This is a genomic window from Sphingopyxis sp. C-1 (assembly GCF_001047015.1).
Taxonomy (GTDB): domain Bacteria; phylum Pseudomonadota; class Alphaproteobacteria; order Sphingomonadales; family Sphingomonadaceae; genus Sphingopyxis.
This window is the reverse complement of the sequence record NZ_BBRO01000001.1, coordinates 1,542,897-1,558,500: the sequence shown is the minus strand read 5'-3', so window position 1 is coordinate 1,558,500 and position 15,604 is coordinate 1,542,897. Positions and strand designations below refer to the sequence as shown.

The following is a 15,604-nucleotide window of genomic DNA, read 5'->3' as shown; positions in this document are numbered from 1 at the left end:
CCCTTGGTGACCGCGAGGCCATGGTCTGATGCGGGTCGCGATCATCGGAGCCGGCATTGCGGGGCTCGCCTGTGCACGGCGGCTGCACGACGCCGGGATTGAGGCGACACTCTTTGACAAATCCCGCGGCCTCGGCGGCCGCCTCGCGACCCGCCGCGCGGATACGGGCACTCCGGGGGTCGCATTCGATCATGGCGCCACGCATTTCACGGCGCGCTCGGAAGGCTTTACCAGGCTGCTCGCTGCTTGGGAGAAGGCAGGTCTCGCGGCGCGTTGGCCGGCCGCGGGCGCGGACAGCTGGGTCGGCACGCCGACAATGACCGCGCCGCTGAAATCGCTCGCGAGCGATCTCGATGTCCGCCTGTCGCGACCGGTCACGGCCCTGACCAAATCGCGTGCCGGCTGGACGCTACACAGCGAGGCAAAACGGCTCGGCAAATATGATGCGGCAGTAATCGCCATTCCGGCCGAACAGGCGGCTCCGCTTCTGTCGCTGCATGATTTCGAGATGGCGCGCGCCGCAATGGCGGCGCGCTATAACCCATGCTGGACCGCGATGTTCGCCTTTGAGGAGCGGATCGAGGAGCTCCCCGATTTCCTCCGCGGCTCGGGTGCCATCGTGACCGCTGCGCGCGACAGCGCGAAGCCCGGCCGCGCGCCGGGCGAGCGGTGGGTCGTGCAAGCCGACTGGACCTGGTCGCAGACGCACCTCGCCTCCGACAGCGCGAGCGTGGCGCCAGCGCTTCTCGCCGAGCTGGGAAAGGTCGCGGGCCGCGACCTGCCCGCCCCGAGCCATATCGCCGCCCATCGCTGGCTATTCTCGCAGCCCTCGGGACAGGATCTGAAGCTGCTCTGGAACCCTGCCATAGGCCTCGGCGCTTGCGGAGACTGGCTCTATCACGGCTTTGCCGAATATGCGTGGCTGTCGGGCCATGTACTCGGCGCGGCGATTGCGGCAGAGGCGCCGCGATGACGCGCGCGATCGTGATCGGAGCCGGCATCGGCGGCCTTGCGCTGGCCATCCGTCTCCAGTCGGCGGGCCTCGATACGCTGCTCGTCGAAGCGCGCGACCGGCCGGGCGGCCGCGCCTATGTCTTTGAGAAGGATGGTTTCACCTTCGATGCCGGGCCGACGGTGATCACCGACCCGGCCTGCCTCGCCGAGCTCTGGGAGCTCAGCGGCCAGCGGCTCGAGCGCGATGTCGACCTCGTCCCGGTGTCGCCCTTTTACCGGCTGAGCTGGCCCGACGGATCGACCTTCGATTATGGCAATGACAAGGAGGCGCTCGCCCGTCAGATCGCCGCGCTCGATCCCGCCGACGTGGCGGGATATGAGCGCTTTCTCAGCTATTCCGCGTCGGTTTACGAGGAAGGCTATGTGAAGCTCGGCGCCGTGCCCTTCCTCGATTTCCGCTCGATGCTGAAGGCGGCGCCCGCTCTTTTGCGGCACCGTGCCTGGCGCTCGGTCTATAAAACCGTCGCGAGCTATGTTCGGAGCGAGAAGCTGCGCGAGGCGCTCTCCTTCCATACCCTGCTCGTCGGAGGCAACCCGATGGCGACGAGCAGCATCTATGCGCTCATCCACAAGCTCGAGCAGGATGGCGGCATCTGGTATGCGCGCGGCGGCACCAACCGGCTAGTCGCCGGCATGGCCGCGCTGTTCGCGCGTCTCGGCGGTACGCTGAGGCTCGGCGATCCGGTTGCCCGCATCGAAACCGAGGGCGACCGGGTGACGGGCATCGTAACGCGGAGCGGGTTTACCGCGCGCGCCGATCTTGTCGCCTCGAACGCCGATCTCATGCACAGCTACCGCGACCTGCTCGCGCATCCGCGCGGCAAGCGCGAGGCGAAGCGCCTTGCGCGCAAGAGCTGGTCGCCGAGCCTCTTCGTCCTCCATCTGGGGGTTCGCGGCGCCTTTCCCGAGATACCCCACCATATGATATTGTTCGGTCCACGCTACCGCGGGCTTCTCGACGACATCTACCGGAACGGGACGCTCGCCGAGGATTTCTCGCTTTACCTTCATCACCCGAGCGCAAGCGATCCGGGCGTGGCCCCCGCGGGTCACAGCAGCTTCTACGCGCTCGCTCCGGTTCCCCATCGCGGCCACGCCCCGCTCGACTGGGAGGTCGAAGGGCCGAAATTGGCGAAGCGCATCATCGCCGAGATCGAACGGCGCTTGATTCCTGACCTTGGCGAGCGGATCGTCACGCAAATTCAATATGCGCCGCCGAACTTCGAGCGGGATCTCGCCGCGCATCTCGGGAGCGCCTTCAGCCTGACGCCAACACTGCTGCAGAGCGCCTATTTTCGTGGGCGCAACCGCGACGCGCGCATCGAGAACCTCTATTTTACCGGCGCGGGCACGCATCCCGGCGCTGGTATTCCGGGGGTCGTCGCAAGCGCGAAGGCGACGGCGAGCCTCATTCTCGGCGACTTCGGCATCAGAACTGCGGCAGCCCGCGATCCGTGCGCTCGCGACCGGATAGTCTCCGGGCCCAATGAAGCGGCAGGAGATGCCTCGTCCAGCTGATCGCACGGACGTTCCGATTCTGCCGGCGGCCAGCGCCTTGCGACCCACGCCTGGCCGCGGCGGGGGGCGGTGATTGCTCAACGCCGGGCGGTGCGACGCCACGTCGCACCGCCCAATCCCCGCATATACACGCCCGCCAATGCGGTTCTGCATGGCTTGAACTTCCCGAAAGGTCATCTTTTGCGGAGGTCGGAGCCTGCCAGATGAGGAACCCCGCGCTCGCCCGCACCATAGCCCACCAAAAAGGTAAACGCCGCCATGCCGCCCGCCATCTTGTGGCTCCGTCAGGACCTCCGCACCACCGACCATCCGGCGCTTCTCGCGGCGATCGCCGAAGGTCCGGTCATTCCGCTCTACATATTGGACGACGAGAGCCCCGAAACGCGCGCGATCGGCGGCGCGCAGCGCTGGTGGCTCCATCACAGCCTCGCCGCGCTCGATGCGAGCCTTCGCAAACGCGGCAGCCGGCTCGTCCTGCGCCGCGGCCCTGCCGCCGAAATAGTCGAACGCGTCGCGGCGGATGCCGGGAGCACAAGGGTTCACGCGACCCGCTGCTACGAGCCCTGGCGGCGGCGCTACGAAAACGCGCTGGACGCCAGGCTTGCGCTGCGGCTCCATGACGGCAATTATCTTGCGCCGCCCGAGAGTATCATCAATGCGCAAGGCGCGCGCTACCGCGTCTTCACGCCATGGTATCGCGCGCTCCTGGGACGCATGCCGCCCGCCCTTCCCTATGCCGCGCCCAACCATATTCCGGCTCCCGACGTCTGGCCGACGTCGGACAATCTCGCCGATTGGGGTCTGACCCCGACCAGCCCCGACTGGGCCTCGGGATTTGACGACTGGCACCCGGGCGAGAAAGGTGCCTGGCGCGCGCTGCGCGACTGGCTGCCGCTTGCCGGCGACTACAAGGCCCGCCGCGACTTTCCTTCGCTCCCCGCGACATCGCGGCTGTCGCCGCATCTTCATTTCGGCGAGATCAGCCCCCGGTCGATCTGGCATGCGCTCGGCGAGCGCGACGATGCGGGCGCCGAGACCTTTCGGTCGGAGCTTGGCTGGCGCGAACATGGCATCAATCTCGTCGACCAGATGCCCGATTATGGCGATCGGAACGGGCGCCCCACCTTCGATGATTTCGGCTGGCGGAGCGGCCCCGAAGCCGACCGGGACTTCACCGCCTGGACCCGGGGAAGGACCGGCTACCCGGTGGTCGACGCGGGCATGCGCGAGCTCTGGCACACGGGCTGGATGCACAACCGCGTTCGGATGGTCGCCGCCTCCTTCCTCGTCAAACATCTGCTGATCGACTGGCGCCGCGGTGAGCGCTGGTTCTGGGATACGCTGCTCGACGCCGATCTCGGGTCGAATGCAATGAACTGGCAATATGTCGCGGGCACCGGCGTCGATGCGCCGGTCTTCTCGCGCATCATGTCGCCGCTGCTCCAGAGCGAGCGGTTCGCGATGGGCGATTATGTCCGCACTTATGTTCCGGAGCTTTCGCATCTGTCGGACGCCGAGATCACCGCCGCCCATGGTCAGGATGCGCGGGTGCCCGCCTATCCCGCGCCGCTGATCGGTCATGAGGCGGCGAGGGCGCGGGCCCTCGCTGCTTGGGAAGCCCTGCGCAGCTAGCGAGCAGGCCCACCAAGCTAGTCGAAGGCGGCGCTTGCCACGCCGTGGCTGTTGTAAACAGGGCCTTCGCGCGACACCGCGAATTTGCGGCTCGACGACGCGCGCACGCCAAATGCGCCTATATGCCCCAGCATTCCCCTGTATTGCGGCCCGGCGAGATGCGCTGCGAGCGCAGCTTCGCCGTCCCATTCCTCGAACACGTGGATGCGCGTCGCCACATGCGGATCGAGGGTCCAGGCGTAAGCGAGACAGCCCGGCTGGGCGAGCGCGCCTTCGATCCAGCCGCGCGCACCCGCCAGCGCCTCTCCGCGCGTCTCGGGATCGATATCGATGACCGCCTGGATCAGGATCTTCATGCCTGCACCTCGCTTGCTGAAAGCTGAGGCAACGGTCGAAACCGCCGCTCTGTAAACAGCCACCGACCATCAATTTGGCGGCAGACGTCGTCATAGATGCCAAGGGTCCGGTGAAGGGCGCCGTCGCGCAGGAAGATTTCCTCGGTGTAGGACCGCATGGCCGCGGTCTCGCCATGGACCTCGATCGAACCCGGCCAAGCGCGAAAGACGATGTCGGGCAAGGCGCGCATCGCCGCGCGCCAGGTGTCGACGATCTTCGCCTTGCCCTCGAAGATCCCGAACCCGGGAAGCGACCATCGGCCGCCTTCGTCCCAGGTCGCCGCCCAGGCTTCGCTGTCGGCACGGTTGACCGCGTCGGCGTAGGCATCGAGCAGGTCGCGAAGCGCCAGCCGGTCTTCGAACGATCCCTCAAACGGCATGGATGCCCCCTTCTTGCCCGGCTGCGTCGATCGCCAGCCTGCCGCCTATTTGCCTGCAGCCGATCGGAGGGAGAACTGCCGTTATCGCTAGCGGCGATGGGCCACCGGGTGCGGGCCGGATAACCCGCCCCAAAGGACAGGTCGCCGAGGCGGAGCGGCGCGCCTAAATCCGTACCTGTCCTATCCCCCCGGGACGAACATTCGAAAAGGAATGACCAATGGCTATTTCCCGTATCTCTCTTTCGCTCGCCGCAGCAGCGCTTGCGCTCGCCGGCGGCATTGCAGCCGCCAAGAACCCGATGGTCGGCGGCGCCGCGATGTACGAGACCAACACCATCGTCGAAAATGCCGCCAATTCGAAGGACCACACGACACTCGTCACGGCGGTCAAGGCCGCCGGCCTCGCCGAGACCCTTTCGGGGGCAGGCCCGTTCACGGTCTTTGCGCCCACCAACGCTGCCTTTGCCAAGCTTCCCGCCGGCACCGTCGACACGCTGCTCAAGCCCGAGAACAAGGCGATGCTGACGGGCATCCTTACCTATCATGTCGTGCCGGGCCGCCTGACCGCGACCGATATTGCCGCGCAGGCCAAAGCCAATGGCGGCAAGGCCATGCTTACCACGGTGCAGGGTGCCAAGCTCACCGTCTGGGAGAAGGATGGCAGCTGGTATGTGAGCGACGCCAAGGGTGGCACGGCGAAGATCGGCCCCGCCGACGTTCTTCAGTCGAACGGCGTGATCCACGTCATCGACGGCGTGCTGCTTCCCGCCTGACACGGTATCGGGGCCGCGCGACACTTGTTGGCGCAGCGCGGCCCCGATAATCAAAAGCCCTCAAAGCCAACCGGAAAGTTCGCTCCTTATCAGCGCGGCGAGCATATCCATCCCGACATCGCTGTCATTCAGACAGGGCACATAAGCGAAATGGCGTCCGCCGGCGGCAAGGAACTGCTCGCGGCCGCGGATGGCGATTTCCTCGAGGGTCTCGAGGCAATCTGCAGCGAACCCCGGCGCGATCACGACCACCGACCGGCCTTCTCGCCCGAGCGTTTCGAGCGTCATGTCGGTTGCCGGTGTCAGCCACTTGGCCTTGCCGAAGCGCGACTGAAAGCTCGGAACGACACTCTTCCCCAAGACCTCGCCCAACCGACGCGCGGTCTTGAGGCACATGCAGTGATAGGGATCGCCAAGATGCAGAGTGCGCTCGGGCATGCCGTGGAAGCTCGCGACGATCGTGTCGGGTACAAAGGCGAGGCCGCCGATCGCACGTCCGAGCGACGACGCCAGCGCCTCGACATGGCGATCGTCATCATAATAAGGAGGAAGGATGCGCAGCGCCGGCTGCCAGCGCAGGCGCGCCATATGCGCCTGGACCGCATCACCAACGCTTGCGGTCGTCGCGGCGCAATATTGAGGATAAAGAGGCGCAACGAGAATGCGGCGACATCCTGCCGCAAGAAGCGCGTCGATGCCGTCCGAGATCGAGCCGCTGCCATAGCGCATCGCATGCGCGACCACCGCATCACCTCCCAGCGAAGCCTGAAGCGCCCTTGCCTGGCGGCGGGTGATCGCCGCGAGCGGCGAGCCCTCTGACGTCCAGATTTCGCGGTAGACACGCGCGGATTTCCGCGGCCGAACGGCAAGGACGATCCCGCGGAGGATCGGCTGCCAGATCAGCGAGGGCAGTTCGACCACGCGCCGGTCGGAGAGAAATTCCGCGAGATAGCGCCGCACCGCACCGCTCGTCGGCGCGTCGGGCGTGCCGAGGTTTACGAGAAGCACGCCGATGCGGTCGACCGGCACGGCGGGGTGACCCGTTGGCAATCGGGCGGGATCCGCTTCTTCGTAACGGTCGCCGATTCTGACCGTTAGCAGAGGCCCTTCGTCATTCATTGCAATCTCCGCGGACAGGACGCCTTGCGGCGACCGTGCCGCGCGATGTTGACCGCATGTCTCCGACTTTTCCCGCGCCGCCAAGCTGCACCAAGGGGCAGACTGGATGCGAGTATCAGGACCTCGTCAAGGCCGGCGTGATCGATCCCGCCAAGGTCGTTCGCACCGCGCTGCAGGATGCCGCGTCGGTCGCGTCGCTGCCGATAACCACCGAGGCGCTCGTCGCCGAACTGCCGAAGGAGGAGAAGGCCGCGCCGATGCCGGCGATGGCCTTCTGACAGGCCGGGGGCGGCGGGGCCACCGCCGCCCCCGCATTTCCGTACCCGCCCTATTCACCCAACCACCGCGCACCGCGCCAAGCCTCGTCAAGCGAGCGAAGGGCATTTCTGCATTCCGGGGCTCACCCGAGGTCCGTGCACCCAACGCGCTTCCAACCGACGATCTGCCCCAAGGGACATGTTGCGACGCCATGCTGCGCTCGGGCATGCGCCGATCCGGCGGTCCACCTCCCTCTCCTCCCCTCCCGGACCGCTAACCCTTCGCCGTCAGGAGGCCAGGACCATGCTTCACGTGCCCCCTTCCAGTCCCACCGTTGACGGCGCGATACCCCCCGAGGTTCTCGCGTCGGTGGAGACGCTGCTGCGCTGGGTCGGCGAGGATCCTCATCGCGAAGGCCTGCTCGACACACCGAAGCGCATCGCGCGTGCCTGGAAGGATTACTGCCAGGGGTATGACGAGGATCCGGCGGTGCATCTCTCGCGCACCTTCGAAGAGGTCGGCGGCTATGACGAGATCGTCTTGCTGCGCGACATCCCGTTCCAGTCGCATTGCGAGCATCATATGGCGCCGATCACCGGAAAGGCGTCGATCGCCTACCTACCCCGCGACCGCGTCGTCGGCATCTCCAAGCTCGCGCGCGTGCTGAACGGCTATGCGCGCCGGCTGCAGGTGCAGGAGCGGCTGACCGCCGAGGTCGCCCGATGCATCTGGGACAATCTCCGTCCGCACGGCGTCGCCGTGGTGATCGACGCCCAGCATGGCTGCATGACCGGGCGCGGCGTGCGCACGCCGGGCGTCGGCATGGTCACGAGCCGGCTCCTCGGCTGCTTCCTCGACGACCAGCGGAGCCGCAAGGAAGTGCTCGCGCTGATGGGCCATTGATGCGCCGGTCGATGATCCGGACCGGTCTTGCGGGCTTTACCTGCCTGCGTGAGGCGCGCGCCGAAATCCTGTGCGCCGCCGCCTCACGCCGGTTTCCTGCCGGGGTTGCGCCGACATGACTCAGGGGTCGCAACCCTCCGACGATCCTGGCCATCTTCCGAACAGCTTGCGCAGGCAGCCGGACGACGGGGGGCATTTCGGGAAATTCGGGGGCCGCTTCGTCCCCGAAACGCTCATGCCCCTCATCCTCGATCTGGAGCGCGAATATCGAGCCGCAAAACGGGACCCGGCCTTCCAGGCCGAGTTCGACGATCTGCTCGAACATTATGTCGGCCGTCCCAGCCCGCTATACTTCGCGCCGCGCTTGACGTCCGCGCTCGGCGGCGCGCAAATCTGGTTCAAGCGCGACGAACTCAACCACACCGGCGCCCACAAGATCAACAACTGCGTCGGGCAGATCCTGCTCGCGATCCGAATGGGCAAAAGGCGCATCATCGCGGAAACTGGCGCGGGCCAGCACGGGGTGGCTACTGCAACCGTCTGCGCGCGCTTTGGCCTGCCCTGCGTCGTCTATATGGGCGCCGCCGATATCGCGCGCCAGGCGCCCAATGTCTTCCGCATGAAGCTGCTGGGCGCCGAAGTCGTGCCCGTCACGGCCGGCGCCGCGACCCTCAAGGACGCGATGAACGAGGCGCTGCGCGACTGGGTCGCCCATGTCGAGGACACCTTCTACATCATCGGCACCGCAGCCGGTCCCCACCCCTATCCGGAGCTTGTGCGCGATTTCCAGAGCGTGATCGGCAGGGAAGCGCGGGCGCAGATGCTGGCCCGTACCGGCCGCCTGCCCGATCTCCTGGTCGCCGCGATCGGCGGCGGATCGAATGCGATCGGTCTCTTTCACCCGTTCCTCGACGACCCGATGGTGAAGATGCTCGGCGTCGAGGCGGCCGGGCATGGCCTCGACGAGGCGCACGCCGCGTCACTGGCCGGCGGGCGTCCCGGCATTCTTCACGGCAACAAGACCTATCTGCTGCAGGATGACGACGGGCAGATCGTCGAAGGCCATTCGATCAGCGCTGGCCTCGATTATCCCGGCATCGGCCCCGAGCATGCATGGCTCAAGGACATCGGACGGGTGGACTATACCTCCGCGACCGACGCCGAAGCGCTGGACGCCTTTCAGCTACTTTGCAGCACAGAGGGTATCATCCCGGCGCTTGAGCCCAGTCACGCCGTCGCCGCGGTTGTCAGGATCGCGCCGGCGATGCCGAAAGATAGTATCATCATCGTCAACATGTGCGGACGCGGGGACAAGGACATATTCTCCGTGGCCCAGCATCTTGGCGTGGAACTTTGAGCGCGACGAAAGGTAGGGGCACGGGACGTGTGATCGAAGACACTGGCGCTACAGATTTCGGATCTATGAGGGACGGATGATGATAAGGGTGCTTCTTGTTGAAGACGATCCGCTGGTGGCGATGATGCTCGAGGGGTATCTCGACGTGCTTGAACACGAGATCGTGGCGGCCGCAGCGACCGTCGCGGAGGCGCTGGATCTCGTCGCGAAGCGAGATTTCGACCTCGCAATATTGGATGTTCACCTTGCCGATGGCAAAACGAGCGAGGCGGTCGCTGCCGCGTTGAGCGATGCCGGGAAGGCTTTCATAGCGACGAGCGGAGATGCGACGATCATGGCGGCTGAATTTGATGGCCGGCCAGTTCTTCGCAAACCTTTCAGGATTGCCGAGCTCGAACGGGCAATCGCCGCTATAACGGGGTAGCCCGCGGTCACAGGCCGGAGCCTGCTCGACGGTCGTATTCGGGCGCGACTTGGTGACGGGCCATGTGCGGCATGAAATCCATCTTGCCGATGGCAAGACCTGCGTTGCGCAGCGGCGCGTAAGCCATCGTCGCATGAAAGTAGAAATTTGGCATGATCCAGTCGCGGACTCAAAGCCGCGATTGCAGCCGCAGCATTCTCCTGGCAGATTGTCGTCCATGGGGTCGTTTCGTACTTTTTTGATCATCCTTTGGCTGGCGCTGGCCGCCTACACCGCTGTAGTCATTTCCCGCCACGGCCTTGGATTGTTACCGATCTTTTTCGGAGACGTGGCGAAGCTGGGATGGCCCGGGCAGTTCAACCTCGATTTTCTCTGCTTTCTCGTCCTCTCTGCGCTTTGGACGGCTTGGCGGAATGGATTCAGTGCGATCGCCCTGCTCCTCGCGCTCATCGCCTTTTTCGGAGGCGCGGGTTTCCTGCTTCCCTACCTCGTCTTTCTAACAGTTCAGGAACGAGGAAACATGCCCCGGGTGCTGATCGGCGCGCGAACCCGAAGAGATGAGCCTTACAGCGGACGATGAGCGCGACGGCATTTCGCCGTCATCGAACGAACTGCGCTTCTCGCGGCGCCGCTTGGCCGTGTGTGGACGGCCCTCCGTTGGCAAGCGGTTTCTGGATGTGACGCGACCTGCTGGTTGGTGCAGCCATGTGTCCGGCCTGTGATGCGGCCTTGTCATGCGCCGCTGGCCATGATGCCTTTCGCGCGGATCGGGTCCCGACCAATTGGACGCACTCGAGGTGCACCGGCCAAAATGGGTTTTCCTGATCCGGCGGTTTCAACCGGCTTTGTGCATCAGCTCCTATCTGCCCTCCCCAACTTCGGCGACGCCATGTTCGGCGCCTGATCTCCTATGCGTGCACGACCTGCGGTTCGCGATAGCGCTCTCCGCTCGTCATCAGCGCCCAGACCATGCGGGCGGTTTTGTTCGCTAGCGCCACAGCTGCAACTTTCTTTGCGCGACGCTTCATCAGTTCGATGAGCCACGGCCGTTTGGTGCCGTGTCGTTCAGCATGGCGGATGACGGCCATCGAACCAACGACGAGCATCTGGCGCAGATATTGGTTGCCCGCGCGCGATATGCGGCCAAGCCGCTCCTTCCCACCGCTGGAGTTCTGCCGAGGGACCAAGCCTATCCACGCGGCGAGGTCGCGGCCTGTCTTGAACAGACGCGGATCGGCGACGCTGGCAACAAAGGCGCTGGCAAGCAGCGGTCCGATGCCGGGAATCTCCATCAACCGCCGCCCGACTTCTGTGTCGCGCGCACTCGCACGGATGCGCCGGTCGTTCTCGAGGATCTGTTCCTTCACGATGGCGAGCTGCGCCCCGAGCATCTCCAGGCAGAGCCGGGCATCGGGTGGAATCCTCTCGTCATCTTTGTCGGCGACTATCGCCAGCAGGCGCTCGAGCCCAATGCGCCCCACCGGCGCCACGATCCCGAACTCCGACATATGTGCCCGCGTCGCGTTCGACAGCTGAGTGCGCTGGCGGTTTAGCATCAGGCGGACCCGGTGAAGCATCATCACGCTCTGCTGCTCCGGAGTCTTCACTGTCACGAACCGCATCGTCGGCCGCGTCACCGCCTCGCAGATCGCCTCGGCATCGGCAGCGTCATTCTTGCCGCGCTTCACGTATGGCTTCACATATTGCGCCGGCATCAGTCGAACATCATGCCCCAGCGCGATCAACTCGCGGGCCCAGTGATGAGAGTTGCTGCAGGCCTCGACGCCGACCAGGCATCGCGGCAGCCTCGCGAAAAACGGAATCACCCGCGCCCGGCTTAGGCGCTTGCGCACCACAACTTCGCCTGCGGCATCAACACCGTGGACCTGAAACACCGACTTCGCGATATCCAACCCGACTGTTGCAATCTTCTCCATCGTAGCTCTCCTTCCAGCTCATCCCGCGGACTATACCGCGGGGCGTTGGAGAGCCGTCCACGTCATCATTTGGAGACGGTCGGCTTTTAGGTGTCAAACAAAGAGAGCGGACGTTTGGGCGCGAGCTTTCGAGCAGACATCCAAGGATAAGCCGCTTTCCGCCTGACGTCACCCACGCGCATCGATCCATCGCTGCGGGACAAGTCCTTGTCCGCGCCAACGCGCGACGACGGCGTCGGCGAACCAGCTGTCTCGGAGATCCGCGTGGTCGGTCACGATCACCTGGAAATTCGGCGCCAGTTCTACCGCCACGTCAAACATGAGCTTGAAAAGCTTGAAAACCGCCTCACGGTCGGCGTCCGGCAATTCGGACACGTCGCCGTCGCGATCCTGTTCGGCAGGATAATGGGCCTGCGAGGGCTGGTCGAAAAAGATGAACCCGGGAACCGGACGATCCTTCTGTCGAAACCAACGATGAAGCGCGAGATGGGCGAGCACATGGTAGCCTACCCAGTTCTCACCGCTTCCCATGCGGAACAAGGGAACCGGTCCATCGAGCGTGTCCGCAACGACGGCGAGCTGTTTGATGTCGAGCCTCAGGCGGCTACCGCTATGTTCGAGGTCCAGCTTCGCTGAGTCGCGCGTCATGTAGTCACCGATCAGATTGAGGATCGATGTCAGTCGCTCTTCGCTGCTCTCGGGATCGACCAGCTTCTCAAGCGCTTCGACCCGTTTGCGGGCTGCGTCGAGTTCCGCGCTCGCTGCCGCCGCCGCAGGCGGCGGCGGCAGCGTCTCCAAGAAATAGGCGATGCGTCCCATCGTCCGGGCAAGCCTCAGCTGGCTGTCGCGCTCGGATCTAAAGGCGCCGTCCTGCTTGGCGAGCGTGTCGATCTGTTCCTGATTGCGCTTGAGTGCGTCCTCGATTCCGTTCTGCTGCTCGACAAGATCGCCTTGCGCTTCCTGCAAGCGCGGCACTTCGCGACGGACTTGGCTCAGTTGCTCTTCAATCCCACTGAGAGTTCGGTGCATCTCCGTCACCGACGGTACATGAACGTCGGCCGACCCGCACAGAGCGCAGGCCTCGACATCGCCCTTTGTGACGAGACCGATGCTCGCCAGCCTCGCCCTTTGCTCCTCGGCCTCTTGCGCGAAGCCACCGGCGACATCCTCTACCTGCCGGATCTGGCGCAAGCGCTCCTTGAGCACGACGAGATCGCGGCGCAGCCCAGCGCGCTCACGCCGAAGCACAGCTATCGGCTCAGTGGAATCCGGCGGCACCGGCACTTCTTGAACAACCGGATTGATCGCGCGAAGGCCGCCAAGCGCGATCTCCTGTGCCGGCGGGGGGCCAGGCGGGAGCAAGCCGACCGACTGCGCCTCGCGAAACATGTCTTCGGTGCGTGCTGCCGACAGGCTGGCAAGCTGCTCGCGCTCACCGGCCAGCTTCAGCAATTTCCTCAGCTCCTTCCGCTCAAGATCGAGCTGGACCTTACGCCGCAATAGGTCCTCGTCGATTGCGCCAAGAAAATAGGGCAGTACGTCCTTGATCGTCTGAGGCAGGAACGGTTCACTCTGCCGGTGGAACAAGATCTTACGGCTATCGATCTCGTCCTGGTCCTGGATGCAAAACATCAGGGCGTGGCGAATGTTCGCTGCGATCGGGTTGCGTGTCTGGCCCTCGGGGACGGTAGTCACATTCTCGGAGATCCCAACCGACGAAGTAAGGATCGTCTCGATGTCCGAAACGCCGATGTTTGGGTCCCAGTCGACGCGCTCAGGCATCGTCAGTTCAGCCCCCGCGGCGTAATAAACATCCGGATCGCGCGTCTTCGGCGGCTTTGGATTGCGCCGCGCGAGAAATATCCGGCTGTCGCCCCGGTCGAGCAGGATGCCGTACCACGCGACGTGCTGGCGGATCACACCGTCCGAGACGTGGCATTGCTCCCGACCGAAGCAGTATTCGATAATGTCGATCAAGGACGACTTGCCCGTCTTTGAAGCGCCAGTAATGATGCTCAAGCCCGAGGCGTTGAGCTTGACCGAGCTCACCTCGCCATTGTGCCCATAGACACCGATTTCCAGAATCCTGAGGCTCACGGGGTAACTCCAAGCATGGACAATATGGTGGACTGACGATCATCTTTGGGGATCCAACGCCCCACGAAGCGGGCTGCCTCGTAGCAATCCTTGATGTCGATCGTGTCGGTATCGAGCCGCGGCGGATCGGGTTTGAAGCGGTGCGTCCCCGGCCTGAGACCGTCTCCGGCAATAGTCAGCCAGTCCTGCGCGCATCCGATCTGGATCGCCTCGCGGGTCGTATCGACCAGGTCCCGGCAGCGATCGGCAAACTCGGCGCTGAACTCGGGATTGGCCGTCACCCAGCTCGTCATGCGTGTCCTGAGCGTCGGCAGCGCGCGACGCACTCGCGCATTTAGGACTATCGGCAGAACGAGAAAGGCGTGGGCAAGCGGGAGCGCCCGGCTCGTATCTCCTTCCTGATGCCCTCGGCTCGCGGCGCGCAGGAGCAATGCGCAGAAGGCCGGGTTGAATAAGGCCTGGTCTTCTACCGATCGATCATTCCATGCCGGAATCATCATCATCCCCTGTCGCAGCCGGGCTCAGGCGCTCGACATAATGCGGGTGCCATCCGACAATATGGTCGTCCGACAGCATGTGATACGATCCTTGCGAGACATATGCTTCAGTCACTTCGCGGATCGGAATGGCATTGCCGGTGGTCGTCGAGAAAACGTCCATGCCGATATCGGCCAGCTCGGCCTCGGACATATTCTCGCGAAGGCGACCCTCTGCGACACCCCGGCGTCGTTTCCAGTGCTCGGTCAGCTGGCGCCCGTAATCGGTGAGTTCGTTCTGCCGGAGCAGGCCGTCGCGCGTCCAGCGTGAGCGCTGCTCTCGCGCCCGAAAATAATCGACGATCGCGATCTTCTGGCCAGTCGGGCCCAAGCCGATGAGCTTGAGCTGCTCGACAAATGGTCGCTGCTCCAAGAGGCCGACTGTTTCGCTAGAAGGGTCCGCTGTGCCATAATCTATGGGCAGCTGTTCCGGCCCGAACTCCTCGCGCAAATCGTCGATCTTGGAGTCGATCAGGGAAACAGGGATGAGCTTTCCCCCGGGGGTCGCCAAGGCATCGATTACGATCCCGAACCACCAACCCTCCAGTCGTTCGCGAAACGCCGTAATATGCTCAGGCCGGCAGGCGCGCTTCAGCGCTGCCGACAGCTCATCCTTGACGTCGACGATCGTCGGCGAGGCGTCGAGCATTTCAACCATACCGATTATTTGCTCGCGCATTTCGGGCGTCTGCTCGAGGAACAGCTTAATCGCCCAGGCGACTTTCTTGCTTTTCGATTCGGCAGCCGACTCGGCGAGCTTCTTGGCCGCCTTAGCAACGTCTCGGCTCTTGGGGTCCGGGCGAAGAAGCGAGACCGCCGTATCCACGCCAAGCGTCGACGTCGTCACGAAGGTAAGCTTGATCTTGCCAAGCTCAGCCGGATGATCGTTCACTCGTTTGGTCCAGATTCCGATCGTATTCCAGAACTGAACCGCCCGGTCGCTCATCGGCTTGGGCTTCAAGCTGTGTTTTGACTGCAGAAGCTCTTCTGGCGAGCCATTATGCGAGAAGGCGATGTCGTCGAAACACTCGATCGAGACCTCAAGCCCCGGCGTCACGTCTTGGCGCCTCAAGGCCGCAAGGAGCGCGTACCGGCACTGAAAAAGATAACCGCTCGCCGAATCAGCTGCTGAATGATCTGCCACATAACCCCCTCGCACACAGATACGGAGATTGGGGCATCGAACGCAAGTAAACGTCGGGATAGTCTGGCTCATTTTGGCGAATGGCCAAGAAAGCTAGCGGGGCCTCCGATTTGTTCA

At 64.2% G+C, this 15,604-nt stretch carries 16 protein-coding genes and 1 pseudogene; 9 read left to right on the top strand and 8 right to left on the bottom strand.

The features are described from left to right. Nucleotides 1-28 precede the first annotated feature (28 nt). The 3 genes from SC1_RS07115 to SC1_RS07105 all read left to right on the top strand — a co-directional run bounded on the left by SC1_RS07115 (nt 29) and on the right by SC1_RS07105 (nt 4,164). Entirely contained in the window at nt 29-973 is a 945-nt protein-coding gene (locus SC1_RS07115; RefSeq protein ID WP_056350182.1) for an NAD(P)/FAD-dependent oxidoreductase, read from the top strand. Beyond that, nucleotides 970-2,532 (top strand): phytoene desaturase, encoded by a 1,563-nt coding sequence (locus SC1_RS07110; protein ID WP_083435723.1) that lies wholly within the window; start codon nt 970-972, stop codon nt 2,530-2,532. The genes SC1_RS07115 and SC1_RS07110 overlap by 4 nt, the downstream gene beginning before the upstream one ends. Before the next feature lie 258 nt (nt 2,533-2,790). Then, entirely contained in the window at nt 2,791-4,164 is a 1,374-nt protein-coding gene (locus SC1_RS07105; RefSeq protein WP_062179423.1) for a deoxyribodipyrimidine photo-lyase, read from the top strand. A gap of 17 nt (nt 4,165-4,181) precedes the next feature. On the opposite strand, the gene SC1_RS07100 is transcribed toward SC1_RS07105, so the two are convergent. After that, complete coding sequence (locus SC1_RS07100) at nt 4,182-4,520, bottom strand: putative quinol monooxygenase (RefSeq protein ID WP_056350178.1); 339 nt, start codon at nt 4,518-4,520, stop codon at nt 4,182-4,184. Continuing rightward, nucleotides 4,517-4,939: a nuclear transport factor 2 family protein gene (locus tag SC1_RS07095; protein ID WP_062179420.1), complete on the bottom strand. Its 423-nt coding sequence runs from the start codon at nt 4,937-4,939 to the stop codon at nt 4,517-4,519. The genes SC1_RS07100 and SC1_RS07095 overlap by 4 nt, the downstream gene beginning before the upstream one ends. A 218-nt stretch (nt 4,940-5,157) precedes the next feature. Here SC1_RS07095 and SC1_RS07090 point away from each other — a divergent pair, with 218 nt between their 5' ends. After that, nucleotides 5,158-5,712, top strand: coding sequence for a fasciclin domain-containing protein (locus tag SC1_RS07090; RefSeq protein WP_171013724.1), 555 nt, complete (start codon nt 5,158-5,160; stop codon nt 5,710-5,712). Nucleotides 5,713-5,772: 60 nt separating this feature from the next. On the opposite strand, the gene hemH is transcribed toward SC1_RS07090, so the two are convergent. Then, complete coding sequence (hemH, locus tag SC1_RS07085) at nt 5,773-6,831, bottom strand: ferrochelatase (RefSeq protein ID WP_083435722.1); 1,059 nt, start codon at nt 6,829-6,831, stop codon at nt 5,773-5,775. Nucleotides 6,832-6,944: 113 nt separating this feature from the next. On the opposite strand from hemH, the pseudogene groEL reads away from it, so the two are divergent. The 4 genes and pseudogenes from groEL to SC1_RS07065 all read left to right on the top strand — a co-directional run. Then, nucleotides 6,945-7,109, top strand: a pseudogene (groEL, locus tag SC1_RS07080) (chaperonin GroEL); the annotation flags it as partial. Between the two features lie 283 nt (nt 7,110-7,392). Beyond that, complete coding sequence (gene folE, locus SC1_RS07075) at nt 7,393-7,992, top strand: GTP cyclohydrolase I FolE (protein ID WP_056350172.1); 600 nt, start codon at nt 7,393-7,395, stop codon at nt 7,990-7,992. Between the two features lie 115 nt (nt 7,993-8,107). Next, nucleotides 8,108-9,349: a tryptophan synthase subunit beta gene (gene trpB, locus SC1_RS07070; protein ID WP_062183733.1), complete on the top strand. Its 1,242-nt coding sequence runs from the start codon at nt 8,108-8,110 to the stop codon at nt 9,347-9,349. A gap of 76 nt (nt 9,350-9,425) precedes the next feature. After that, nucleotides 9,426-9,773: a response regulator gene (locus SC1_RS07065; protein WP_083435721.1), complete on the top strand. Its 348-nt coding sequence runs from the start codon at nt 9,426-9,428 to the stop codon at nt 9,771-9,773. A 7-nt stretch (nt 9,774-9,780) separates the two neighbouring features. Here the strand turns inward: SC1_RS07065 and SC1_RS21505 are convergent, their stop codons facing one another. Beyond that, nucleotides 9,781-9,900 carry a DUF1993 domain-containing protein gene (locus SC1_RS21505; protein WP_238586605.1) on the bottom strand — a complete coding sequence of 40 codons (120 nt, stop codon included), beginning with the start codon at nt 9,898-9,900 and terminating at the stop codon, nt 9,781-9,783. Nucleotides 9,901-9,906: 6 nt separating this feature from the next. Here SC1_RS21505 and SC1_RS07060 point away from each other — a divergent pair, with 6 nt between their 5' ends. Further along, entirely contained in the window at nt 9,907-10,353 is a 447-nt protein-coding gene (locus tag SC1_RS07060; RefSeq protein ID WP_238586604.1) for a hypothetical protein, read from the top strand. A gap of 328 nt (nt 10,354-10,681) precedes the next feature. Here the strand turns inward: SC1_RS07060 and SC1_RS07055 are convergent, their stop codons facing one another. From SC1_RS07055 to SC1_RS07040, 4 genes are all read right to left on the bottom strand, one after another. Then, a complete protein-coding gene (locus SC1_RS07055) occupies nt 10,682-11,710 on the bottom strand; it encodes an IS110 family transposase (protein ID WP_062179410.1) in 1,029 nt (342 codons plus the stop codon). 168 nt (nt 11,711-11,878) lie between these two features. Then, entirely contained in the window at nt 11,879-13,807 is a 1,929-nt protein-coding gene (locus SC1_RS07050) for a DUF3732 domain-containing protein (RefSeq protein WP_062179407.1), read from the bottom strand. Next, nucleotides 13,804-14,304: a three component ABC system middle component gene (locus SC1_RS07045; protein ID WP_152682325.1), complete on the bottom strand. Its 501-nt coding sequence runs from the start codon at nt 14,302-14,304 to the stop codon at nt 13,804-13,806. The genes SC1_RS07050 and SC1_RS07045 overlap by 4 nt, the downstream gene beginning before the upstream one ends. Further along, complete coding sequence (locus SC1_RS07040) at nt 14,285-15,400, bottom strand: ABC-three component system protein (RefSeq protein WP_062179401.1); 1,116 nt, start codon at nt 15,398-15,400, stop codon at nt 14,285-14,287. Before SC1_RS07040 ends, SC1_RS07045 begins: the two co-directional genes overlap by 20 nt. Nucleotides 15,401-15,604: the final 204 nt, after the last annotated feature.